Genomic DNA, 22664 nt, shown 5'->3' with positions numbered 1-22664 from the left:
GCTAAATGAGCAACCTTATTCTTCTATTCCTCTGTCTTTTTCTCGGGGTTTTTCTGAGAAAAGCAAAGCTTTTTCCTGAAAACGGACATCTGGCTTTGAATTCTTTCGTGGTAAATATCTCGCTGTCATCGTTGTCATTATATTATATTCCGAAGATTGCGATGAATGTTCAGGTGCTTTTCCCAGTAGCAGTGCAATGGCTGAACATTTTGCTTGCGATTCCGTTTTTCATATTGATCGGTCGAAAATTAAAATGGAGCAAAGGAATGATTGGCGCGGTGATTATGGGGGCCGGTTTGGGAAATTCTTCCTTCATCGGAATTCCTGTGATTCACGCGCTTTATGGGGAAAGTGGAATGAAAACGGTGATGCTGGTAGATCAACCCGGTGGATTTGTCGCGCTGTTTACCGTGGGAATAGCGGTTGCGAATTATTTTTCCGGAGGCAAAAGCACTGCAAGCGAAACGATTTTGAAAATCATCAAATATCCGCCTTTCATCGCGTTTAGCATTGCGGTTTTGCTGAATGTTTTTTCACTCCAAATCCCTACCGATTTGGACCAGGTTTTCGAAAAACTGGGCGCCACCACAGTTCCGCTCGCTTTGGTTTCTGTGGGAAGCCAATTGAGGTGGCAGAAATTTAATTCTGAAACCAGGCCGCTTCTTTTGGCGCTTTCCTTTAAACTGCTTTTATTTCCGCTGATTATTTTTGTGCTCTACTTCTTCGTTTTCAACCAAAGAGGCGAAATGATTGAAATCTCATTTCTGGAAGCAGGAATGGCACCTATGATTACCGCCGGAATCATCGCAAATACCCACCATCTTTATCCAAAATTAACCAACCTGATTATTGGGATTGGGATTCCGATTTCCTTTGTGACACTTGCGTTTTGGTATTTCGTGATGCATTATTTTATTTAATGAGATTCGCAATTTTGATCGATTACCAAAACATTCAAAAAAGGAAATCCCCTTTCTTAACCTAGGTCAATGTTCACCGCATTTCAACAAGGTATATTTGTAGAATCAAAAAATTGAGTTATGAAAAAAATGAAAGTAGATATTTGGAGCGACATCCGTTGTCCCTTCTGTTTTGTAGGTAAAAGGAAATTCGAGAAAGCATTGGAGAAGTTCCCGAATTCAAAAGATATCCAGATCAATTGGCACAGTTTCCAGCTGGATCCAGATTTGCAGACCCAACCGGAAAGAGATCCGTTTGAGTTTTTCAGCGAGGCGAAAAGAATTCCGGTTTCTCAGGCGAAAATGATGCACGACCATGCGAGAAATGCGGGCAAAGAAGCGGGAATCGACTTTAATTTCGAAAACCAGAAAATAGCCAACTCTTTCCGCGGACATCTTTTGATTCAGTTGGCGAAAACGAAAAATCTTGCCAACGAAATTGAAGAAGCACTCTTCGCTGCGCAGTTTATCGATGCAAAAAACATAGATGATGAAGAAACTTTAGTCGAAATCGGGAAATCAATCGGTTTGGAAGAAAATGAAATCAGAAACGCTTTGGCTTCGGATGATTTCGGCTATAAAGTCAATGAAGATTTGCAGATGGCGAGACATTTGGGAATCAATGCGGTTCCGTTTTTCGTTTTTAATGACAAATATGGGGTTTCCGGAGCACAACAACCGGAACTTTTTCTGGAAGTTCTGGAAAAATCATTCGGTGAGTTTTCTCAGGGCGACCAAGGTTTGCAGATCATCAACTCCGGTGAAAGCTGCGATGTGGACGGGAACTGCGATTGAGAGGTGAAATATGGGTTTCGAGTTTTAAGTCATAAATTCAGGAGCAATTAAATCTGATATCTGCGACAAAACGAGATTCCCAGTGAAACCAGTTCACCCGAATAAATTGAATTATGGAGGAAACTTAACTTTCTTATCCTACATCAATGTCGGTAATTTTTAAACCAAATACCTTTGCCAAATAAAATTTAAAACAAAACAAAAAGTAAAATCTTATGAAAAAATTATTTTCAATTTTAACTGCGTTGGTCTTTTCAGTGACCGTTTATGGACAACTTGTGTTGAAGAGCGATCCGGCTCACTCCAGAATTCAGTTTGAAGTCATTCACCTTGGGATCAACGATATCACCGGAAACTTCGACAAAGCAAACCTTACCATCAATGCAGACGAGAAAAGTTTCGCAAACTCCAAACTGACTTTCTCGGTGGATGTGAACTCGATCAACACGCACATTGAGGCGAGAGACAACCACTTGAAAAGTGCTGATTTCTTTGAAGTAGCAAAATATCCGACCATGGATTTTGTGAGCACCTCTCTTACAAAAACTGCAAATAATTATTATATGCTAAACGGAAATCTGACCATGCACGGAGTGACCAAACCGGTATCTCTGACTTTGGTTTACCGAGGTTCAACCGTGAATGCGATGAACAAGAAAACGACTTACGGTTACCAAGTTTCCGGAACACTGAACCGATCTGATTTCGGGATTGGACCAAAATTCCCGATTCCTATGATCAGCGACCTGATCAGAATCAAAGGCGATTTTGAATTGACTGCAGAATAAAAAATTGTGTTTTCATAGTGGAAGGCGGAAGTTTGGGAAACCAGCTTCCGCTTTTTTTTGTAAACTACTTTCCGGAATCAGGTTGCATATTTCTACCAGTTAACAGGGGTGCATTGCCATTTCGCACCGACTTGGGATCTTGAAAATTTTGTATTTTTAGCAAAAATTTACAGCGTGGTACGGTTCTTTGCTGAACGAGCAAAAAGTGACCGCAGATAACTGCTTAACAAAAAAAGTAAATCTGCTTTGAAATGGAGGAATCCAGATTTAAAAAAAAAGGAATGAATGATAAAACGCCCGTCCATATTTTATTAGGACTCTTGTTTGTGGTGGTCCTATTCCATATCGGTGTCATCTTTAAAGCAATTCCAAACGAGATAGTTTGGGGTGGGCGACTTACGAATGATTCAGAAATGCGTACGTTTGAAGCCATCTCCATTTTGGTCAATTTGTTTTTAGGACTATTATTATCAATGAAGGCGGACTGGATAAAATTTAAGTTTAAGGAAAAAACAATTAACATAATACTATGGATTTTTCTTGTCTTATTTGTTCTTAATACTTTCGGCAACCTTTTCGCAAACAGCAACTTTGAGAAATTATTCGCCGTTTTGACTTCTGTTTTCGCGTTTCTAATTTGGAAAATTTTGAAACAGAAAAACTTTAACGACCGGAAATAAATTATGGACAACTAAGTTGCTATCGCGGATAGCTTTAGTTCAGACTTCATTATTAAGTAATTTTTTTCAGTTTCTACCTACTCCAATTTCACTTTATCCCGTAAAATCTCTTGATCGAAGTTGGTCTGAAAATATATTTCGCCGTTACGGTTTCCGCGGAATTCACGTCTAATTCGTACCAAGGGGAAATACTGGAATTGGTGGGATTCCTTAAAATATGGATATCCTGTGCAGGCATAAAGCTTTCTGCCAGCAAATACAGGTACTTTCCTGCAGGATTCCGCACTCTTGCCACCACAATCACGCAATGACCGGGGCTTCCCGGAACAATCACAAAATCACCCGGTTTGATGTCTGAATTGTTTTTCACAGGAACTCCTTCCTTATCCAAAGAAATGGTTCCCGCATATTGAAAAACCAGTCTGAGGTATTTCCTGAAATTGGCATAGGAATCGTCAAATGAGCCCCTGCTCACAAACCGGACCGAGCGACCGGTCTCAATTGTGCGGATTCCGTCACGGAAATCATTCCACGAAAGAAACTGCCCGCTTGTGAAATGGAAGCCAATCTCGCCAAATCGCTTTTGCGACCAAAGATATTCGGAATAAAGCCTAATCCAGGCATCTGCGCATTGCTGCAAATCCTTGTGGTCCACATCAATTTTTAAAACTGCTACATGGTGGGACTGCTTTTCGATCGGCACTTGCTGGAAATCACGAATCGGAAAGCTGGGCGGATAAAGTGGGAAACTGACCAAATATTCGCTGAAACTCCCCCGCTCTTCCCTTTCCCAAACGTAACCTTTCGGCGGCAGAAATCTGGTTCGAATCGCCGATTTGCTTTCATCAATATTCATAGGAACAGTGGTTTCCACGACTTGGCAAGAAATAGGATGAAAACAGAAAATGAGCATGAAAAATACAAGAAAATATTTTTTGGCCATTATCAAAGTTTAACCAAATTTAATGATTATTTGGAATATGCTTAAATCGGTTCTTGTTTTAAAAAACATCATTATATTTGGATATTGTTTTAAGATGAAAAGATTTCTTTGCGGTTTGGTTTTTTTCCTTGGTTTTGTTGTTGGTCATGCGCAGCAAAATCAAATATTTATCCAGGCCAAAATCACCGAAAACAATCCTAATGTGAAGGTTTCCCAGGAAATCGATTTCAGCAATTCTACCGACCGACCTTTAAATCAAATCAAACTTCTCAACTGGATTGCCGCGTACCAATCAAGGAACACCGCACTTTTGGGCAGAAAATTAGAGGACCGGAAAAGTGACCTGTACTTTGCAAAACCCCACGAACTGGGCAGTCTAGAAAATTTAGAGATCAGGATTGGCGACCAGCTTTTCGATAAAAACCATTCTTCAGAACAAAATATTTTTCTGCCTTTGGAAAAAAGTTTGCAACCCGGAGAAGTATTGAAAATTACCTTAAATTACACTTTAAGGATTCCTTCCGCAAAGTTTACCGATTATGGTACAGAGGGTAATCGTTTTTACTTAAAGTATTTCTTCATCGTTCCGGATGCCCCTGAAAATAACGGAAATAGAGAGTTTTTGGATATCGACGAAAATGAAAGTCCGGGAAATAATTGGACCGTCATTTTGGATGTCCCCGCAAACTGGAATGTGAAGAGTAACCTCAAAGAATTGCAACCCAACTATTTTCAGGGAATTTTGAACAACGATCCGGAATTTCTGATTTCGGAAAAACGATTCGACCAAATTTATGCAAGTGTTGATGGAAAGGTGACTCTCATTGATTTTGGTTATTCATTAACCAGCGAGGAAAAACAGCATTTGGAATTCTATCTCCCTCTTCAACTTTCATTCATCAAGAATAAAATAGGGCGTTTGCCGGACAAAGTCTTTATTACCGAAAAATTCAAAAAAGACCAAAATTTCACCGGACTTGAAGATCTGAAATTCTGGAAACTCCGCTATCCTCTTTTTCCGCAACGGATCAGGACAGATTTGAATTATTTCAGCGCAATTTCCAAAAACATCATTCAGCAATCTGTGATTTTCGACAAAAATGAGGATCACTGGCTCATCAACGGATTGAAAACTTATCTGGAAATCCAGTATCTCGACCGCTATTACCGGGATGAAAAACTTTTGGGCGCATTGCCGGAAAACTTGAAGCTTTTTGGTCTGAAGCCTTTGAAGATTTTTCATGCATCCGAACTTAAACTTTCTGAGCGGTACGGATTGGCTTATCAGTATATCATGAATCAGAATCTGGATCAGCGAATTGCTGAACCTTTTTACCAACTCAGCAATTTCAATGGTTCCGCAATCAGCCATTTCGAGATGGGAAGTCTGTTTTCTTTCCTCGCAGAGAAAATGGGAAATGAAAAATTTGACGATTTCATCACAGATTATCTGAAACAAAATGCCCATAATAAAGTGGACCAGAAAGATTTTCTGGATCGCCTGACTTTGGCTACAGGATATTCTTCAGAGTTTTTGGAGCAATTCCTCCAAAGGAAAAACCGGGTAAATTTTGACCTTAAAAAATTTAAAAAAATTGGCGACGAATTTCAGGTGAAGATTTCAAAAAATACCGACCAACAAATTCCTTTCAAGCTGGAAACCATCAATAAGGAAGGGGAAAAATCAGAATTTTGGTTTGATACCGATCATTCCCGGAAAGCCATTACCTACAACATTCCACAAGCCAATGCGGAAAAAATCGTGGTCAATAGCGAATATATCTTCCCTGAAAATAATTTCCGGGACAATTACCTTTACACCAAAGGAATCTATGCCAACACAAAAAAGGTGAAGCTCAAATTGTTCAAGGACATTCCGAATCCTGAATTTAATGAGATTTATCTGAATCCCAGATTGAGCTTTAATGCTTATGATAATATTTTGTTGGGTTTAAATTTCAGGAACATTTCTCTTTTTGAACAAAAATTCAATTACACTTTCACACCCTATTTTAGTTCGGGAACTGGAACAATGACCGGTTCGGGTGGAATCTCCTACTCTTTCCAGCCTGCTGAAAGCTTTTACCGGAGTTTGGATTTTGGGATTACTGGTTCCTACTTTCATTATGATTTCGATTTGAGCTACCGAAAATTAACGCTATTTGGAAACTTGAGTTTCAGCAAAAACCCCAGAAGCGCCATCGGAAGAAGTCTGGGCATTTCCTACAATTTTTTCGACAGAGATCTGAACCCGAAAAAGATGGATCAAAATGAATATTCGCGGTACAACCTTTGGAGCGTAGGTTATGCCTATTCCGACCGGCGAATGATCCATGAAAAATATTTTAGTGGGAATTTCCTTTTTATGGAGGATTTTCAGAGAATTTCAGCGGAAGCATTTTACCGCTGGGAATTCCGGCAAAATAAAAAGATCAGTTTCCGGTTTTTTGGCGGACTGTTTTTGAACAACCACACCCGAAACAACCTTTTTGATTACGGTATTTCCAAGGTTTCGAATTTTGCCTTTTCCTATGGACTTTTGGGTCAAAGCGCTACTTCCGGGATTTTTTCGCAACAGCTCATCATTGCCGATGGCGGTTTTAAATCCTATTTCGGACAAACTGCAAATCAATGGATTACCGCGGTGAACGTGGATGGACATCTTTGGAAAATGTTCAACCTTTATGCCGATGCCGGACTTTACAAGAACCATCATTTCAACCCGAAATTCATTTGGGATTCCGGGGTGAAACTGAAGGTGGTTCCCGATTTTCTGGAGGTTTATTTTCCGGTTCAGAGTTCGCTGGGTTTTGAACCTTCTTTCAAAGATTATGGAACTCGGATCCGATTTACTTTGACCGTAAATTTCTCGGCAATCACCAATTACTTCAGGCGGGGCTGGTTTTGATCCATTTAGGAACACATTTTGATTCAAACGGTATGTTTTAACCGAATCTTAAAAATGAAGAAACTCTTCTTTTCCATCCTGATCGGAATTGCGCTCATTTCCTGCGACAAATCCTCCATTCAGCAAACCACCGACCAAATCAAAAAGGCTGATTCCCTGTTCAACAAAGCGAATGCGGGAATTAAGACGCTCGATTCCATTTCCAAAAAGATCAACAGCAAAGACGGAATTGCCAGAAAAGTAATCATTCCCGAAATCGAAAAACAAAAAAAGGCGATCGATTCCACGATAAAAGCCGGAAGTTGGCAAATTGACTCGATCAATAAACAGATTCAGGACATCACCAAAAACGTGAAGTCCGGAACAGACCTGGCGAAAACCTTGGATTCCGCCAATTCCGCGCTGAAAAAAGGAGCGCATCCTCTGGATGTTTTGTCGAAGACTGCCGACAAAATCCTGAAACAGACAAAAACACAAAAGGAAAACGTTCAAACGCCATCCAAATCTGAAGTCCAAAGTGAGAATTCGCCATCAACAGTTCCCTTAATTGTTGAAAAAAATCCATTGGTGAAAACCGCCCAACTTCAAATTCAGGTGGAAAACCTCACAGAAGCGAAAGCGCTTTTGAAACAGAAATTCCGGGACCATCATGCCGATTTGGTCGCCGAGAATTTTTCACAAACTGAGGGCATTTCGAAAGAATCTTTTTCGGCAAAAGTTCCGCTATCCTACTTTGACCAATTGGTGGAATCCGCTTCAACTTTAGGCGAAATCCGGATGAAGTCAACTGTTTCCCAAGGAATGGATTATGATTCGAAACAGCTTTGCGACGTGGAAATTTCACTTTTCCAAAATGAAAATTCGGCGAATATTAGTGCTAATAAAGACACTGATTCCCTTAAAACTGGTACTTTCGGCGACAAATCCTCGAACGCGTTGTTGCAGGGATCGAAAATATTAGGAGAAATACTGCTTTTTCTGCTTCCGTTTTGGCCGATTCTGCTGATCGGGATTTTGGTTTGGTATATCGTCGCCAGAAACAAAAAGAGAAAAGCCAGACAAGAATTTGAAAGACAACAATCTTTAAATCAACAAAAAATCCGGTATCCTGAAGAAAATCAGACTTCAACTGAGCCAGTTTCTGAACCGGAAAATCAAGAGGAAAAAGACAGCGGAGGACATCCCGATTATTCAAAATATATGCCGAAGAAATGATCAATGATTGAGGAAACTGGAGTTTCTTAAACTGCAAAGATTTATTTTGTGGACGTCATTGCGAAAAAATATAACTCATTTTCCCCGGCGTTTTATTTCTTGTTCAAAGCATAATCAAAAAAACTTACCAACTAATGATTACTACTGTAATTCACTTTAAATAAAAGTCGTAATGCACTCGCCAAAAAGCTACTGAAATTTTTTGTGAACCGTTTTTTAAGATGATTATTTTCCTGATTGTTTTCGAAACGCCATAAAGAGCGGTAATTCTTACTTTGACAAAAAAAAGAAATCCCCTCAACCAAAATTGAAGGGATTAAAACTCTTTTCTAAATACTATTTCATGTTGATCACCTGATCTACCACGTAATTGGTATTTCCTCTCCAAGGCAGGATTCCGTGGTATTCCTTGTAGTGTAGATCGAAGGTTTTCCCGCTGTTCATTTCAAGCTGTTTATAAACCGCTTCGTTTTCAATCGAAAACTCAAATTCATAGCTGGTCAGTGACCAAGGAAATCCAAACGTATTTCATGATTTTAGAATTTTAATTTACTTGGAAATAGAGCGTGAAATGACAATTTTTTGGATCTCGGAAGTTCCCTCATAAATCTGGGTAATTTTGGCGTCACGCATCATTCTTTCCACGTGATATTCCTTCACATAACCATATCCACCGTGGATTTGAACAGCCTCAATGGTGGTGTCCATCGCAACTTGGGAGGCGTAAAGTTTCGCCATCGCACCGCTTTCTGAGATGTCTTTTCCTTCATCTTTTTCAGCTGCGGCTTTATAGCAAAGCATTCTTGCCGCCGTGATCTGGGTCGCCATATCCGCCAATTTGAAAGCGATTGCTTGGTGATTGATGATTTCGGTTTTAAAAGCTTTTCTGGTTTTAGCATATTTCAATGCCAATTCATAAGCACCGGAAGCGATTCCCAAAGCTTGGGAAGCAATGCCGATTCTTCCGCCGTTTAAAACAGCCATGGCGAAATTAAATCCGAAACCGTCTTCCCCGATTCTGTTTTCTTTAGGGATTTTCACATTATTAAAAATGAGGGAATGGGTATCACTTCCTCGGATTCCGAGTTTGTCTTCTTTTGGTCCGATTTCGAAGCCTTCCCAACCTCTTTCCACGATGAACGCGTTGATTCCCTTATGTTTTTTCTCCGGATCAGTTTGTGCAATCACGATGTAGTAAGCCGCGTTTCCACCATTAGTAATCCAGTTTTTGATTCCGTTCAAGAGGTAGTGATCTCCTTTATCTTCGGCAGTAGTTTTTTGGGAGGTTGCGTCAGAACCAGCTTCCGGCTCAGAAAGCGCAAATGCCCCGATTACTTCACCACTTGCGAGCGGTTTCAGGTATTTCATTTTTTGCTCCTCATTGCAGAATTTTTCTAATCCTGCACAAACCAGTGAATTGTTCACAGACATGACCACCGCTGCAGAAGCGTCTATTTTGGCAATTTCTTCCATTGCCAAGACATAGGAAACGCTGTCCATTCCGGCACCACCATATTTCGGATCCACCATCATTCCGAGGAAGCCCAGTTCTCCCATTTTCTTTACCTGCTCGTGTGGAAATTTCTGCAGATTATCTCTCTCGATTACTCCGGGCAAAAGCTCAGTCTGCGCAAAATCTCTCGCCGCTTGCTGAATCATCAACTGCTCTTCTGTTAAATTAAAATTCATAAAGTTTACTGTTTATTTGAGGGTAAATTTACAACTTTTCCAAAAAGGAAAAAATTTAATTGGAATCAGGCAGTTATTAGGTTTTGCAGGTTAAAATAAAAATGATATTTTTACATTAACTCAATTTTAAGAAATCGGAGTTTTAATTTAGGAATAAATAATAATTAAGTTATGACAATAAAAAGGATTTTTGATTTTGCTCACAATGCATTGGAGAAATATGCGAGAGAGGACATGTTCGTGACAAAATATCATGGAGAATGGGAGAAAACCTCTACCCAGGAATACATCAATATGGGCAATCAAATTTCCCGTGGATTGTTGAAACTGGGAATCAAACCCGGTGACAAAATTTCACTGATCACCACTGCAACCCGCACGGAATGGGCGGTCATGGATATGGGGATTTCTCAGATCGGTGCGGTTTCGGTTCCGGTTTATCCATCTATATCTCCGGAGGATTATGATTTTATTTTTAACAATGCCGAGGTGAAATACTGTTTCGTTTCCGATCGGGAGCTTTTAGACAAAGTGATGCAGATCAAGCCTAATGTTGGCTCACTGCAGGGAATTTTCACTTTTGATCAGATTGACGGTGCCGCGAATTGGAGAGAAATTCTGGACTTAGGTAAAGATGAAGCTACACAAACCGAAGTTGAAGATATTTCAAATAGCATTACTGCCAATGATTTGGCAACCATCATCTACACTTCCGGAACCACCGGAAAACCAAAAGGAGTAATGCTCACGCACGAAAACATCGTGTCAAATGTTTTGGCCTCCGATCCAAGGATTCCAAGAGTTAAAGGCTTGGATTACAAAGAAATAAAGGTGCTCAGCTTTTTGCCGATCTGCCATATTTTCGAAAGAATGTTGTTTTATCTGTATCAATACAACGGCTACTCCATCTATTTCGCGGAAAGCATTGAAAAAATGGGTGACAACATTAAGGAAGTGAAACCACATCTGATGTCGGTAGTTCCACGTTTGATCGAAAAAGTTTATGACAAAATTTATGACAAAGGAACTTCAGCGGGCGGTCTGAAATCGAAAATTTTCCTTTGGGCATTAGGAGTGAACAAGGCGAAACAGGGAATCGGCAAACCTTCCGGACTGAAGGAAATCATTGCCGACAAATTGGTTTTCTCCAAATGGAGAGAAGGTTTGGGTGGAAATATCATCACTTTGGTTTCAGGTTCTGCGGCATTATCGGCTAGACTGAATAAAATGTTCCAAAACGCCGGAATCCCAATTTTGGAAGGTTATGGTTTAACCGAAACATCCCCGGTAATTTCAGTGAACAGTTTCGGAAAAATCAAGATTGGAACAGTGGGCCATGTCTTAGAAAATCTGGATGTGAAAATCCAGGAAGATGGCGAAATTACGGTGAAAGGACCTTCCGTTTTTGTGGGTTACTTCAAAAATGAGGAAATGACCAAAGAAGCGTTTACAGAAGACGGGTATTTTAAAACCGGAGATATCGGTCATATTGACGACGAAGGATATCTGCACATTACCGACCGGAAAAAGGAAATGTTCAAGACTTCCGGTGGAAAATATGTGGCTCCGCAAGTGATTGAAAACCTGGCTAAAGCATCCAAATTCATCGAGCAAATCATGGTCGTGGGCGAAGGTGAAAAAATGCCGTGTGCTTTAGTCCAGCCGGATTTCAATTTCGTTAAGAACTGGGCAGATAGAAAAGGATATCAACTGGGCGACAAGCCTGAAGAACTGGTAAAAAGCCCAGAATTGATCGCCAGAATCGGAAAAGAAATTGATTACCTGAACACCAAACTCGGAAGCTGGGAGCAGATCAAGAAATTTGAGCTCACTCCGAATATCTGGTCCATTGAATCCGGGGAATTGACACCCACCCTAAAATTAAAGAGAAAAGCGGTGAAGGAAAAATACATTAAACTGTACAATAAAATGTACGGTCATGAAGAATAATTTCAACCATAAGATTTTCAGAAAAATATCCGCTTGCAAGCGGATATTTTCTTTATATTTGATGGAAGACAAATCCAATCATTTTGAAAATAGAAAAAGTTCACACGATTTTATATGTGGAAAATCAGGAGCAGAGCACCAAATTCTATGAAAGAATATTGGGGAGAAATGCAGATTTGAACGTATCTGGAATGTCTGAATTCCGGATTTCAAATGACTTTGTTTTGGGTTTGATGCCCAATTCAGGAATTGAAAAAATATTGCGAAACGAAACTCCTAATCCATCTACTGGAACGGGAATTCCGCGGTGTGAACTGTACCTCTATGTCGATGATTTAATTAAAGTTTATAGCGAAATAAAAGCATTGAACATTAAAATAATCAGTCCATTGGAAGAACGGAATTGGGGAGATTGCTGTTTTTATTTTTCCGATCCGGATGGACATATCATCGCATTTGCCAAAAAAATCTAACACCATGAGCAACTGTCTGGAATGTGGCGACAAAATCATCGGCAGAAGTGACAAGAAATTCTGTAACGATGGCTGCAGAAACGCCTTCAACAACAAACACAACAAGGATTCCACCAATCTGATGCGCAACATCAACAACAAATTGCGCAAAAACCACCGAATTCTCGCTGAACAGAATTATGTGGATGGAAAGGCAAAAACCACTAGAAACAAACTCACTTCAGAAGGGTTCAACTTTGACTATTTCACCAACTTGCGGGTTTATAAAAACGGTGCGGAATACCGATTTGTTTACGATATCGGCTATAAATTTCTGGAGGATGACTGGATTCTGCTGGTGAGGAAAGAATGAGTTTCCTAAGTGGGATGAAATTATTAATTTTGCAGCAATTTCGGGATGTAGCGCAGCTTGGTAGCGTACTTGCATGGGGTGCAAGGGGTCGCTGGTTCGAATCCAGTCATCCCGACTCATTAAAAGTTCTCTTTTGAAGAACTTTTTTTATTGATAATCAAAACGTTTTCAAGATTAGTTCTTGAAACCGCAAGTACTATTTAGATTAGAGCAACCTGATTTTATCCTCCAAAATCTCAATCTTTTTGTCCTTATAAAGTCCGCCGATTGCTTTTTTGAAGTTCTTCTTGCTCATCTGGAGTTCGTCTTTGATCTCTTCCGGCGAGGATTTATCGGAAAGGTAAAGCAAACCGTAATTTTCATTCAGTTTTTCCAGAATGATTTTTTGGAACTCGTCAATGTGTGCAAAACCTTCCGGCTGCAAAGTCACATCAATTTTACCATCTTCACGAATGGTTTTGATGTAGCCGGTTTCTTGAGACAATGGATAAAGTTTCTTGTAAACATCACTTGCGTAAATAAGTCCGATGTATTCTTTGTTGATGACGACATTCCATCCGAGCTCACTTTCGCCCATCAAAATCAGGTCCACTTGATCTCCATTTTTGAAGGGTAAATCCGTGTATTGTGGATTCCGCTTGAATTTGGTGGTTCCGGTGATCAGTCCCGTTTTTTCGTCAACATAAATATAAACCAGATATCGTCTTCCTTCCTGGATTTTCAATTTTTGCTGGGTGTAGGGAATAAACAAATCCTTGATGATTCCCCAATCCATAAACGCGCCGCTCGGCAAGGTTTGCACACAATTCATTACCGCAAACTCCCCTACTTCTGCATAGGGTTTTTCAGTGGTTGCTTTTAATTTGTCATCGTCCTGAAAGACGAAAACTTCAATTTCATCGCCAATCAATGAGTTTTCGGGGGCGAAAATTTTGGGCAGGAATGCCTTCTCTTCATTTTCGTCAACCAGTATAAAACCTGAGGAATTGTGCTCATAAATCTTTAGAGTCTGGGTTTTGCCAATATTCATGCTGCAAAAATACACTAAATGAATGGAATGAAATTTGTAAAAAGAAAAATATGCCTTCAAATGTCATCAAAAAATTCTCCTACAATACCGAACAGATGATTCTCACCATCATGTTTGTTTCGGGAAAAGTTTACGACTATTTCCAGGTCCCTTTTTCAATTTTCGAAGGGTTTAGAAGTTCGTTTTCAAAAGGCGGATTCCTGAACAGGAACATTAAAGGAAAATTCACTTGTAAGCAACGAGTCGTTATTTGACTGAATTCTTCATCTACGTCCAACTCGTTTATGAGCAACTCAGCTCTGTTTCATTCGGCAATCCATACAGAAAATCCGCCGCGAAATGGGCTCCGTTTTTCCAAACCAAATTCCCGTCTTCAATTTTAAAATCTTTGAATATTTCTTGGTTTTTTAATCCGGAAAACTCTGGTTTTTCAATGAATCGTTGAAGATTGACGGTCATTTTTTCATTGGTGCTAAATTCCAGATTAACAGTGTATTCAGAAACATAGCTGGCTTTTGTGAGTTTAATATTATTCATGAGTTTTACTTTTGATATAATCAAAGTTAGCTATAAAATAATGGAATTCCGGGAAATAAAAAGAGAAGCCGAAACTTCTCTTTATTTATAAAATCAATTCTTTATCAGGTTTTAACGAATATAAAAATTCTGGGGAAAAGTCTGCTCCGTTTTCCCACTCTACCGTCCAGGAATTGAGCTTGAAATTTCTAAAGTAATCCTTTTTTTTCAATTTCAAAAAAATACCATCATCCAGATATTGTTCCAAATTTACAATTACCTCTTCCCCTGTATTAAAGGTAAAATTAATCTTGTAGTCTGAAACATATTCTGCTTTTGTAACCCAAATTAAAGTCATCATAATTATTTTAGAGGTTCTATAGCTTTTGGTAACTCTCCTTTTTGGGTAAGTTCCCAATTTTCCATTAGTTCATCTTTATGAAGCTCCATCCATTCAAAAACCAATTTCAATGCCTTCGAAGTCATATTTCCTTCCACAATTGCGTTTTCAATCGTTATCACTGCCCGATATTCTCCATATGTTATATGGAAATGCGGCGGATGATGATCTTTGAAAAACATCTGAATAATGATTCCGTAAAAACGACTTATTTCCGGCACGCTCATATATTTATGCTAAGTTAATGATTTTGAAATAAAAAGAGAAGCCGAAACTTCTCTTTATTTATAAAATCGATAAGGAATGATATCTTAAAAGTGAAGCGCAATCTTAGCCGTTGCGTCCAAAGCTGCTTCTTTCACTGCTTCCGCATAGGTTGGATGCGCGTGAGACATTCTCGCGAGATCTTCCGCACTTGCTCTGTATTCCATTGCCACCACTGCTTCTGCGATTAAATCCGCCGCTCTCGCTCCGATCATGTGCATTCCGAGGATCTCGTCAGTTTTTTCGTCTGCGATAATTTTGATGAATCCATCCAGATCACCTGAAGCACGGCTTCTTCCCAATGCCCTCATCGGGAAATTTCCAACTTTTATGGCAACACCTTCTGCTTTCAGTTGCTCCTCAGTTTTGCCTACTCCCGCCACTTCCGGCCAAGTGTAAACCACTCCCGGAATCAGGTTGTAATTGATGTGCGGTTTTTGTCCTGCCAATTGTTCTGCGACCAAAACGCCTTCTTCAGACGCTTTGTGAGCTAGCATCGCTCCCTGGATTACATCTCCGATTGCATAAATATTGGAAACATTCGTTTGCAGGTGGTCGTTTACTTTCACTCTTCCTCTTTCATCCATATCCACTCCGGCCTTTTCGAGTGCAAGTCCGTCGGTGTATGGTTTTCTACCTACCGAAACCAAACAGTAATCCCCTTCGAAAGTCACCTCTTCTCCTTTTTTGTTTTTTGCGGTCACTTTCACAGAATCACCACTTCTTTCCACCGCCGAAACCGCCGTAGAAAGTTCGAATTTCATTCCCTGTTTTTTCAGGACTTTCTGCAATTCTTTAGACAAAGCACCATCCATTCCGGGGATGATTTTGTCCATGAATTCTATCACCGTCACTTCTGCACCTAATCTCAAATAAACTGAACCCAATTCAAGCCCGATGACTCCACCTCCAATTACCAAAAGCTTTTTTGGGATTTCCTTTAAGTTCAACGCTTCTGTGGAAGTGATGACTCTTTCTTTATCTAAAGTGATGAAAGGTAAATTGGATGGTTTTGAACCTGTCGCAATGATGATGTATTTGGAATCCAGAATTTCGGAGGAACCGTCATTCTTTGTTACTTTTACTTGCGTTGGAGATTCGAAACTTCCCACTCCTTCGAAAACGGTAATCTTGTTTTTGTCCATCAGGAACTTGATTCCTTTGGTGGTTTGGTCCACGACTTCGTTTTTTCTTTCCACCATTCTGCCCAGATCTGCTTTGGGTTCGCTGATGATGATTCCGTGGTTGGCGAAATTATGTTTGGCGTTTTCGAAATGCTCGGAGCTATCCAAAAGCGCTTTTGAAGGGATACAGCCCACATTCAGGCAGGTTCCTCCCATCGTGGGATATTTCTCGATAATGGCAGTTTTGAAACCCAACTGCGCTGCACGGATTGCCGCCACATAACCACCTGGACCGGAACCGATTACGGTAACATCGAATTGACTCATCTTTATCTTTTTATGATTTAATTAAAAGTAGCGCAAATTTACAAAATATTTTCCCTTCCAATCCTATGGATTTAAAGAGATTTTTGGTGTTTGTCGTTGCTGGGAATGTGTCATGAATGACGATGCAATCTGCTGGATACAATACCTTGTCATACAGTTAAATTATTTGTGAATTCTCGGCAACTTTAATGCGTTTGATCTGGGATTTTAGCCTGAATTTATCCCAGTAATTTATCTTTTCGCCACTTCTTTCTGCAATCCCCACGCAACCCGTAGAAAGTATTTTCCTATTTTCTTTTATACGCTCTTGTGCCCTTTGTACAATTGTATTACTGGTAAAACAACGAAAATAACACTGCGTTTTTCGCAAAAAACTGTGCAAAAAATTACCATATTTATTTAGTTTATCAGTTTTAATTCTTAAATTTGAAACAGTTAATAAATCGATTAACTTTTAAAAGCAGTAAATCCAATAAGATCTTTTAAGATAAAAAAGGAGTGAAGAGACACCTATTTTATGGTAAGCCATTGCAGTTTTAGCTATTCTTAAATAAAAAAGAGCCTATAAAAAATGAAATCAATGTGGAGACCAGAAACCACTTATAAAAACGGGGCAAATTCCGAAAAGCCAAATAATTTGGAAAAAACAAAAAAACTAAATGTCATGAAAAGAATCAATTTTACAGTTTGGGCATTAATCGTAACAAGCTTTGCGATTTTTTATAATGCATCATGCTCCAATGTTAAACAAGATTCGAGTGAAGAACATTCGAAGTTAATTAAACCTGAAGATATTGTCAAACGAGGCAATTATCTGGTTACAACGATGGGATGCCACGATTGCCATTCCCCCAAAAAAATGGGCGCAAACGGACCCGAAATTATCCCGGAATTAATGTTATCGGGATTCCCTTCGGACCGGCCAATTGCGAAATTTACAGAACCGATGATTAAACAGGGATTTGCGGTATTCTATCCGGATCTCACAGCTTCCGCCGGACCATGGGGTGTTTCTTTTTCCGCCAATTTAACCCCTGATGAAACCGGTCTGGGAAACTGGACCGAAGAACAATTCAAAAAAGCAATCACGGAAGGCAAGTATAAAGGGATGGACGGCGAGCGGATGCTTTTGCCTCCGATGCCATGGAATAACTTAACGCAAATGACCGATGAAGATATCCATGCTATTTTTATGTACTTGAAAAGCATTAAACCCGTTAAAAACTTAGTCCCTGCGCCGATCTCACCAGACAAAATGTAATGGGCATTCATTATTTGTCACAAAAAAGACGCAATTTTGCGTCTTTTCATTTTTATAAAACATCGTTTTATTCAAACTTAATATTCCCAAAATTCGTCCAAGTGAGGCAAAGTTCCTGAAAAAGCACTTGGTCAGAGCCGCAATTAGAAAATTTTCTACCAGCTTCGACGCCATCGCGGATATAGCGTTTCAAAGCTCGCTCTACTAACGCTGTCAAATGGTTGACGGATTGAGCGTTTTCTCACCAAGATGATTTTGAACTGAAATTCAAAACCAGATTTTTCTACTGCGGGAAACCTAATTTTCAAAACAAAACCATTTTCAGCATAACTGGAGATCTACTTCAGACTTCCATTTTCTGACTTCGGTTTTTAGCCACACTTCGAGCTTCCGCAATTTTTGCAGGTCAGGCAGCCTTCCTGATACATTACCTGATCAGAACCGCAACTTGAACATTTCCCTGCAGCGTGCGTTCCATCGGCGATATAGCGTTTCAATGCACGAGCTACTCCGGCTTTCCAGTTGTTGATGGATTCTAAATTCAGCTCCATTCTGTTAATCAGTTCCACCACATTTTCCAGCGGCATTCCATGTCTCAAAGTTCCGGAAATCAGTTTCGCATAATTCCAGAATTCGGGATTGAATTTATGTGAAAGTCCTTCGATAGTTGTTTTATAGCCACGCAGATTTTTGAACTGGAAATCATAACGGGATTTTCCGTCTTCGTCACGGTTTTTGATGATCACTCCGTCATTCACCCATCGTGGAAGCAGTATTCCTTCTTCATCATCTGCTAAACCGGTAAAAATTTCGTAGGGTTTTCCGTCAATCAGCCCAACAAAGGCAATCCATTTGTCCTTATTATTTTGGAAACGCACCACATCGGCCTCCAGAATTTGCGGACGTTTTTTTGGGAACACGGTTTTCGGGGCTTCAGCGCCTTCCTCTTTTTTGTCTTCCGCAGAAATCAAAACGCCGGAACGCGAACCGTCTCTGTAAACAGTAACTCCTTTGCAGCCGACTTCCCACGCTTTGATGTAAAGCTGGTTTACCAGTTCTTCGGTAGCCTCGTTCGGAATATTGATGGTTACGGAAATCGAGTGATCTACCCATTTTTGGATCGCGCCCTGCATTTCTACTTTGCTCAGCCAGTCCACATCGTTGGAAGTGGCTTTGTAGTAAGGAGAAACCTCGATGATTTTGTTGATTTCTTCCTGGGTGTATTTTTTATCGGTATCTATATCATTCGCCTCCATCCATTGCTTGAAACGGTGGTGGAAAACCATGTATTCTTCCCAGGAATCGCCGACTTCATCCACAAAATCTACGCGGACATCCTTGTCATTTGGATTTACCTTTCTCCTCCTTTTATACACCGGCAAGAAAACCGGCTCGATTCCGGAAGTGGTTTGCGACATCAGAGATGTACTTCCTGTAGGCGCTATCGTGAGCAGAGCGATGTTTCTTCGTCCGTATTTTTGCAAATCCTTGTAGAGTTTCGGATCCGCTTCCTTAATTCTTAAAATGAATGGATTTTTCGTTTCCCTCTTTGAATCATAAATCGCGAAAGCTCCTCTTTCCTTAGCCATTTCCACAGAAGAACGGTAAGCGGCTAAAGCCAAAGTCTTATGCACCAAAGTAGAAAACTCATTTCCTTCTTTGCTTCCGTAGCGGATTCCCAAAGCTGCGAGCATATCGCCTTCCGCAGTGATTCCAACTCCGGTTCTTCTTCCTTCGATCGTTTTTTTGCGGATCTTGATCCAAAGATTTTTTTCGGTAGATTTGATTTCCTCACTTTCCGGATCTGCCTCAATTTTTGCAAGAATGGCGTCAATTTTCTCGATTTCCAGATCGATAATGTCGTCCATCATTCTTTGAGCGTAGCCCACATGTTCTTTAAATAGGTCGAAATTGAATTTCGCCTTTTTGGTAAATGGATTTTCGACATAAGAAAAAAGATTCACCGCTAAAAGTCGGCAGGAATCATAAGGACAAAGTGGGATTTCTCCGCATGGATTTGTGGAAACCGTTTCGTAGCCGAGATCTGCATAACAATCCGGAAGAGATTCCCGGATAATGGTGTCCCAGAAAAGTACGCCCGGTTCTGCAGATTTCCAGGCGTTGTGGATAATTTTCTTCCACAAGTCGGTCGCTTTGATTTCTTTTTGGAATTTCGGGTGATCGCTGAAAATCGGATATTTTTGGATGTAACCTTTATTTTTCACCACCGCTTTCATAAACTCGTCGTCGATTCTGACGGAAATATTAGCGCCGGTAATTTTTCCCTGCTCCATTTTTGCATCCACGAAATCCTCAGAATCAGGATGATTGATGGAAACCGAAAGCATTAAAGCACCGCGTCTTCCGTCCTGCGCAACTTCCCGTGTGGAGTTGGAATATCGCTCCATGAACGGAACCAAACCGGTGGAAGTAAGTGCGGAATTCTTTACCGCAGAACCTTTCGGTCGGATGTTTGACAAATCATGGCCGACTCCTCCTCTCCGCTTCATCAGCTGAACCTGTTCCTCGTCAATTTTCATGATGGAGCCGTAGGAATCGCCATCGGTGATGTTTCCAATCACAAAGCAGTTTGAAAGCGATGCAATCTGGAAATGGTTTCCAATTCCGGTCATCGGACTGCCTTGCGGAATGATGTATTTGAAGTTCTTGATCAAATCGAAAACCTTCTGCTCAGAAAGCGGATTCGGATATTTTGCTTCGATTCTGGAAATCTCGGATGAGATTCTTCGGTGCATATCATCAGGAGTTTGTTCGTATATATTTCCTTCCGAATCCTTCAGCGCATATTTGCTTACCCAAACTTTTGCTGCCAAATCGTCACCTTCGAAATATTCCAAAGTTGCGCGGTAGGCATCATCATAAGTAAAAATCGTTTTCTTTTTTGTGGCAGTTTTCATCTCCAAAATTTTAGATATTTGTCGAATTAAAACTACAAAAGAAAATTGACTTTACAAAAAGTTTGCAAATTTTTGTACATAAAAACCTGATAATTAAATAAATAAAGTATTTAATTTAATGAAAAGTTAACAAGTTTATGTAACAAGAATATGATTTTAATCATATTCATAAACAAAAAAATCTGCTTTAAGTTGAGCAGATTGTTAATAAAATTCAGAATGAAAACTTTATCTTTTGATAATTTTTTCAGTTTTTCCATTTACGTGAATAAGATAAAGACCCTTTGACAATTTTGAAAAATCTATCTTATTTTCACCTTCGACGAGCTTGCCAGATCTTATTAATTGACCATTTGCATTAAATAATTTGAATTCTTGAGTAATCGGAACCTTCACAAACAGAAATTCAGAAACCGGATTTGGATAAGCGACAAAATCCCGTTTTACTTTTTCGTTGGTTGCTAAAGGATTACAGCTTGGATCGTAGGTATCACCATTAATTACCCAACCCTTCATCAACAAAAAGTTCCTTGCAGTAACTGCTTGTGGACTGGAATACTTGATGCCGGAAACATTGCCCAAATCTAAGAAGTTTGGTGTTTCAGTATTTTGCGCCCAACCTTGCAGTGTATTGTCATAATTAATGCAACTTAATGCGGTATTGGTGAAAAGATTTAATAATGAGACATTTTGTGGACCGTTATTTAGCATTTTCAGATTCCAATTTGCCAAACTTTGATTAAAGGAGGTAGCACCTTCGAACATCCGCTCCATACTGGAGACATTGGAGGTGTTCCATGATGACAAATCCTGGTTAAAACTCGTTGCACCCTGAAACATAAGAGCCATCGAGGTTGCCGCAGAAGTATTCCAAGTTGAAATATTTTGATTAAAGGATGATGCATTATAAAATGTTCCAGCAAAAAACATTACATTTTGTGTGTTCCAGTTCCCAATGTCTTGATTAAAAGAAATTGCTTCTGAAAAAGTACCCAGCAGATTATTAACACCTGAGACATCCCAGTTACCAATATTCTGGTTAAAAGATGACGCACCAGAAAAAAGGTAAGACATATCCGCAACATTTGACACATTCCATGAACCGATATTGGCATTGAAGGATACCGCGTCCATAAACATTCCGATCATTGATGTGAGTGAAGACGTATTCCAATTGCCAATATTCTGATTAAAATTACCTGCGCCCGCAAACATTCTGTTCGTTTGGGTAACTTTTGAGACATCCCAACTTGAGATATTTCCATTAAAAGCAAATGCGTAATTAAACATTTCAAACATATTGGTTACTTTAGAGGTATTCCAATTGTTTAAATTTTGATTAAACAAAAATGCTCCCTTAAACATTAAGCCCATTGAGGTAACATTTGAGGTATTCCAGTTCCCTATATTCTGGTTAAATTTAGATGCACCATTGAACATACTGTGCATATTTGTCACTTGAGCAGTATCCCAATTCCCAATATTAGAATTGAAATTCTTCGCCTTTCCAAACATATCCGACATATCTGTAATAGTGGAGGTTTGCCAATTTTCTATATTTGCAATTGACAAATCAGTATTGTTAAACATTGCTTTTAAAGAACTTACTCCGACTAAATTGGGGTAATCAGTAGCAGTAATATTGAGGTGGATACAATTAGTGAAAGCACTTGCAAGGTCGGTCCAGACGGATGTTCCCCACTGTGAAACTTCTAATAATTTCATGGCGGACTGGCTGTTTACAAGGAAGTTGATGGTTTGCACATTTCCCGAAATTTTCACTTTATAGATAGCTTCAGCGAAACCACCTGGATTTAGCGGTACTCCAAAATCTATCGATGTAGAAGTTGTAGTTCCATTATGTGAAGGATAACCAACTTCTTCCCAGCTAATGGCCAAAGACGTTCCTGTTACCGGAATCACAATGGAACTAGTATTAGAGGTTGTTCCATCCCAATTTAGAGCCGGCTTCCAAACAGTGATGAATTCATTCTGTGCATAAAATATACCCGCACAAAAAAATAGAAGTGTAAAAAATAAAATTCGTTTCATAATCTAAGATAATAGTTTCC

Annotated in this window: 20 protein-coding genes and 1 tRNA gene; 12 read left to right on the top strand and 9 right to left on the bottom strand. The window is 39.7% G+C overall.

What is annotated here, in order from left to right:
* Window positions 1–5 precede the first annotated feature (5 nt).
* From ACM44_RS00185 to ACM44_RS00170, 4 genes are all read left to right on the top strand, one after another.
* A complete protein-coding gene (locus ACM44_RS00185) occupies window positions 6–920 on the top strand; it encodes an AEC family transporter (protein WP_048498083.1) in 915 nt (304 codons plus the stop codon).
* 120 nt (window positions 921–1040) lie between these two features.
* A complete protein-coding gene (locus ACM44_RS00180) occupies window positions 1041–1754 on the top strand; it encodes a DsbA family oxidoreductase (protein WP_241477118.1) in 714 nt (237 codons plus the stop codon).
* Window positions 1755–1969: 215 nt separating this feature from the next.
* Window positions 1970–2542, top strand: coding sequence for a YceI family protein (locus ACM44_RS00175; protein ID WP_048498082.1), 573 nt, complete (start codon window positions 1970–1972; stop codon window positions 2540–2542).
* A 281-nt stretch (window positions 2543–2823) separates the two neighbouring features.
* Window positions 2824–3222, top strand: coding sequence for a hypothetical protein (locus tag ACM44_RS00170; RefSeq protein WP_152669269.1), 399 nt, complete (start codon window positions 2824–2826; stop codon window positions 3220–3222).
* Window positions 3223–3310: 88 nt separating this feature from the next.
* Here the strand turns inward: ACM44_RS00170 and ACM44_RS00165 are convergent, their stop codons facing one another.
* Window positions 3311–4165 (bottom strand): DUF4846 domain-containing protein, encoded by an 855-nt coding sequence (locus ACM44_RS00165; protein ID WP_053215414.1) that lies wholly within the window; start codon window positions 4163–4165, stop codon window positions 3311–3313.
* A gap of 94 nt (window positions 4166–4259) precedes the next feature.
* On the opposite strand from ACM44_RS00165, the gene ACM44_RS00160 reads away from it, so the two are divergent.
* Window positions 4260–7073, top strand: coding sequence for a gluzincin family metallopeptidase (locus tag ACM44_RS00160; RefSeq protein WP_048498273.1), 2814 nt, complete (start codon window positions 4260–4262; stop codon window positions 7071–7073).
* A gap of 54 nt (window positions 7074–7127) precedes the next feature.
* Window positions 7128–8288 (top strand): DUF4349 domain-containing protein, encoded by a 1161-nt coding sequence (locus ACM44_RS00155; RefSeq protein ID WP_048498081.1) that lies wholly within the window; start codon window positions 7128–7130, stop codon window positions 8286–8288.
* A gap of 549 nt (window positions 8289–8837) precedes the next feature.
* Here ACM44_RS00155 and ACM44_RS00150 read toward each other — a convergent pair.
* Window positions 8838–9977 (bottom strand): acyl-CoA dehydrogenase, encoded by a 1140-nt coding sequence (locus ACM44_RS00150; RefSeq protein WP_048498080.1) that lies wholly within the window; start codon window positions 9975–9977, stop codon window positions 8838–8840.
* Window positions 9978–10148: 171 nt separating this feature from the next.
* On the opposite strand from ACM44_RS00150, the gene ACM44_RS00145 reads away from it, so the two are divergent.
* The 4 genes from ACM44_RS00145 to ACM44_RS00130 all read left to right on the top strand — a co-directional run bounded on the left by ACM44_RS00145 (window position 10149) and on the right by ACM44_RS00130 (window position 12867).
* The gene (locus ACM44_RS00145; RefSeq protein WP_048498079.1) at window positions 10149–11927 is read left to right on the top strand and encodes an AMP-dependent synthetase/ligase; all 1779 of its coding nucleotides are present in this window, start codon (window positions 10149–10151) and stop codon (window positions 11925–11927) included.
* Between the two features lie 83 nt (window positions 11928–12010).
* Window positions 12011–12400, top strand: a complete 390-nt coding sequence (locus tag ACM44_RS00140) for a VOC family protein (RefSeq protein ID WP_221247208.1) — start codon at window positions 12011–12013, stop codon at window positions 12398–12400.
* Between the two features lie 4 nt (window positions 12401–12404).
* The gene (locus ACM44_RS00135; RefSeq protein WP_048498077.1) at window positions 12405–12752 is read left to right on the top strand and encodes a hypothetical protein; all 348 of its coding nucleotides are present in this window, start codon (window positions 12405–12407) and stop codon (window positions 12750–12752) included.
* A 41-nt stretch (window positions 12753–12793) separates the two neighbouring features.
* Window positions 12794–12867: transfer RNA gene (locus ACM44_RS00130), tRNA-Pro, on the top strand.
* A gap of 90 nt (window positions 12868–12957) precedes the next feature.
* Here the strand turns inward: ACM44_RS00130 and ACM44_RS00125 are convergent.
* Window positions 12958–13782, bottom strand: coding sequence for a CvfB family protein (locus ACM44_RS00125; protein ID WP_048498076.1), 825 nt, complete (start codon window positions 13780–13782; stop codon window positions 12958–12960).
* Between the two features lie 50 nt (window positions 13783–13832).
* On the opposite strand from ACM44_RS00125, the gene ACM44_RS00120 reads away from it, so the two are divergent.
* A complete protein-coding gene (locus ACM44_RS00120) occupies window positions 13833–14036 on the top strand; it encodes a KTSC domain-containing protein (protein WP_048498075.1) in 204 nt (67 codons plus the stop codon).
* 28 nt (window positions 14037–14064) lie between these two features.
* Here the strand turns inward: ACM44_RS00120 and ACM44_RS00115 are convergent, their stop codons facing one another.
* From ACM44_RS00115 to lpdA, 4 genes are all read right to left on the bottom strand, one after another.
* Window positions 14065–14319 (bottom strand): DUF2442 domain-containing protein, encoded by a 255-nt coding sequence (locus ACM44_RS00115; RefSeq protein WP_048498074.1) that lies wholly within the window; start codon window positions 14317–14319, stop codon window positions 14065–14067.
* A gap of 85 nt (window positions 14320–14404) precedes the next feature.
* Window positions 14405–14659: a DUF2442 domain-containing protein gene (locus tag ACM44_RS00110; RefSeq protein ID WP_048498073.1), complete on the bottom strand. Its 255-nt coding sequence runs from the start codon at window positions 14657–14659 to the stop codon at window positions 14405–14407.
* A gap of 2 nt (window positions 14660–14661) precedes the next feature.
* The gene (locus ACM44_RS00105) at window positions 14662–14919 is read right to left on the bottom strand and encodes a DUF4160 domain-containing protein (protein ID WP_048498272.1); all 258 of its coding nucleotides are present in this window, start codon (window positions 14917–14919) and stop codon (window positions 14662–14664) included.
* Between the two features lie 90 nt (window positions 14920–15009).
* A complete protein-coding gene (gene lpdA, locus ACM44_RS00100) occupies window positions 15010–16413 on the bottom strand; it encodes a dihydrolipoyl dehydrogenase (protein WP_048498072.1) in 1404 nt (467 codons plus the stop codon).
* Window positions 16414–17077: 664 nt separating this feature from the next.
* On the opposite strand from lpdA, the gene ACM44_RS00095 reads away from it, so the two are divergent.
* The gene (locus tag ACM44_RS00095; RefSeq protein ID WP_053215420.1) at window positions 17078–17674 is read left to right on the top strand and encodes a c-type cytochrome; all 597 of its coding nucleotides are present in this window, start codon (window positions 17078–17080) and stop codon (window positions 17672–17674) included.
* A gap of 371 nt (window positions 17675–18045) precedes the next feature.
* Here the strand turns inward: ACM44_RS00095 and ACM44_RS00085 are convergent, their stop codons facing one another.
* Together ACM44_RS00085 and ACM44_RS14805 are read right to left on the bottom strand one after the other, a co-directional pair.
* A complete protein-coding gene (locus ACM44_RS00085) occupies window positions 18046–20592 on the bottom strand; it encodes an adenosylcobalamin-dependent ribonucleoside-diphosphate reductase (RefSeq protein ID WP_083993606.1) in 2547 nt (848 codons plus the stop codon).
* A 228-nt stretch (window positions 20593–20820) separates the two neighbouring features.
* A complete protein-coding gene (locus ACM44_RS14805) occupies window positions 20821–22644 on the bottom strand; it encodes a BspA family leucine-rich repeat surface protein (protein WP_053215413.1) in 1824 nt (607 codons plus the stop codon).
* Window positions 22645–22664 lie beyond the last annotated feature (20 nt).

This window comes from Chryseobacterium koreense CCUG 49689, assembly GCF_001045435.1.
In the GTDB taxonomy this organism is placed as follows: domain Bacteria; phylum Bacteroidota; class Bacteroidia; order Flavobacteriales; family Weeksellaceae; genus Kaistella; species Kaistella koreensis.
This window is presented reverse-complemented; position numbering and strand designations above follow the sequence as displayed.

Excerpts from the sequence above, each read along its gene's own strand:
- ACM44_RS00155 (WP_048498081.1), top strand. The coding sequence starts at position 7,128 with ATGAAGAAACTCTTCTTTTCCATCCTGATCGGAATTGCGCTCATTTCC.
- ACM44_RS00135 (WP_048498077.1), top strand. The coding sequence starts at position 12,405 with ATGAGCAACTGTCTGGAATGTGGCGACAAAATCATCGGCAGAAGTGAC.
- ACM44_RS00160 (WP_048498273.1), top strand. The coding sequence starts at position 4,260 with ATGAAAAGATTTCTTTGCGGTTTGGTTTTTTTCCTTGGTTTTGTTGTT.
- ACM44_RS00120 (WP_048498075.1), top strand. The coding sequence starts at position 13,833 with ATGCCTTCAAATGTCATCAAAAAATTCTCCTACAATACCGAACAGATG.
- ACM44_RS00150 (WP_048498080.1), bottom strand. The coding sequence starts at position 9,977 with ATGAATTTTAATTTAACAGAAGAGCAGTTGATGATTCAGCAAGCGGCG.
- ACM44_RS00145 (WP_048498079.1), top strand. The coding sequence starts at position 10,149 with ATGACAATAAAAAGGATTTTTGATTTTGCTCACAATGCATTGGAGAAA.
- ACM44_RS00110 (WP_048498073.1), bottom strand. The coding sequence starts at position 14,659 with ATGATGACTTTAATTTGGGTTACAAAAGCAGAATATGTTTCAGACTAC.
- ACM44_RS00125 (WP_048498076.1), bottom strand. The coding sequence starts at position 13,782 with ATGAATATTGGCAAAACCCAGACTCTAAAGATTTATGAGCACAATTCC.
- lpdA (WP_048498072.1), bottom strand. The coding sequence starts at position 16,413 with ATGAGTCAATTCGATGTTACCGTAATCGGTTCCGGTCCAGGTGGTTAT.
- ACM44_RS14805 (WP_053215413.1), bottom strand. The coding sequence starts at position 22,644 with ATGAAACGAATTTTATTTTTTACACTTCTATTTTTTTGTGCGGGTATA.
- ACM44_RS00115 (WP_048498074.1), bottom strand. The coding sequence starts at position 14,319 with ATGAATAATATTAAACTCACAAAAGCCAGCTATGTTTCTGAATACACT.
- ACM44_RS00170 (WP_152669269.1), top strand. The coding sequence starts at position 2,824 with ATGAATGATAAAACGCCCGTCCATATTTTATTAGGACTCTTGTTTGTG.
- ACM44_RS00165 (WP_053215414.1), bottom strand. The coding sequence starts at position 4,165 with ATGGCCAAAAAATATTTTCTTGTATTTTTCATGCTCATTTTCTGTTTT.
- ACM44_RS00095 (WP_053215420.1), top strand. The coding sequence starts at position 17,078 with ATGAAAAGAATCAATTTTACAGTTTGGGCATTAATCGTAACAAGCTTT.
- ACM44_RS00180 (WP_241477118.1), top strand. The coding sequence starts at position 1,041 with ATGAAAAAAATGAAAGTAGATATTTGGAGCGACATCCGTTGTCCCTTC.
- ACM44_RS00185 (WP_048498083.1), top strand. The coding sequence starts at position 6 with ATGAGCAACCTTATTCTTCTATTCCTCTGTCTTTTTCTCGGGGTTTTT.
- ACM44_RS00175 (WP_048498082.1), top strand. The coding sequence starts at position 1,970 with ATGAAAAAATTATTTTCAATTTTAACTGCGTTGGTCTTTTCAGTGACC.
- ACM44_RS00085 (WP_083993606.1), bottom strand. The coding sequence starts at position 20,592 with ATGAAAACTGCCACAAAAAAGAAAACGATTTTTACTTATGATGATGCC.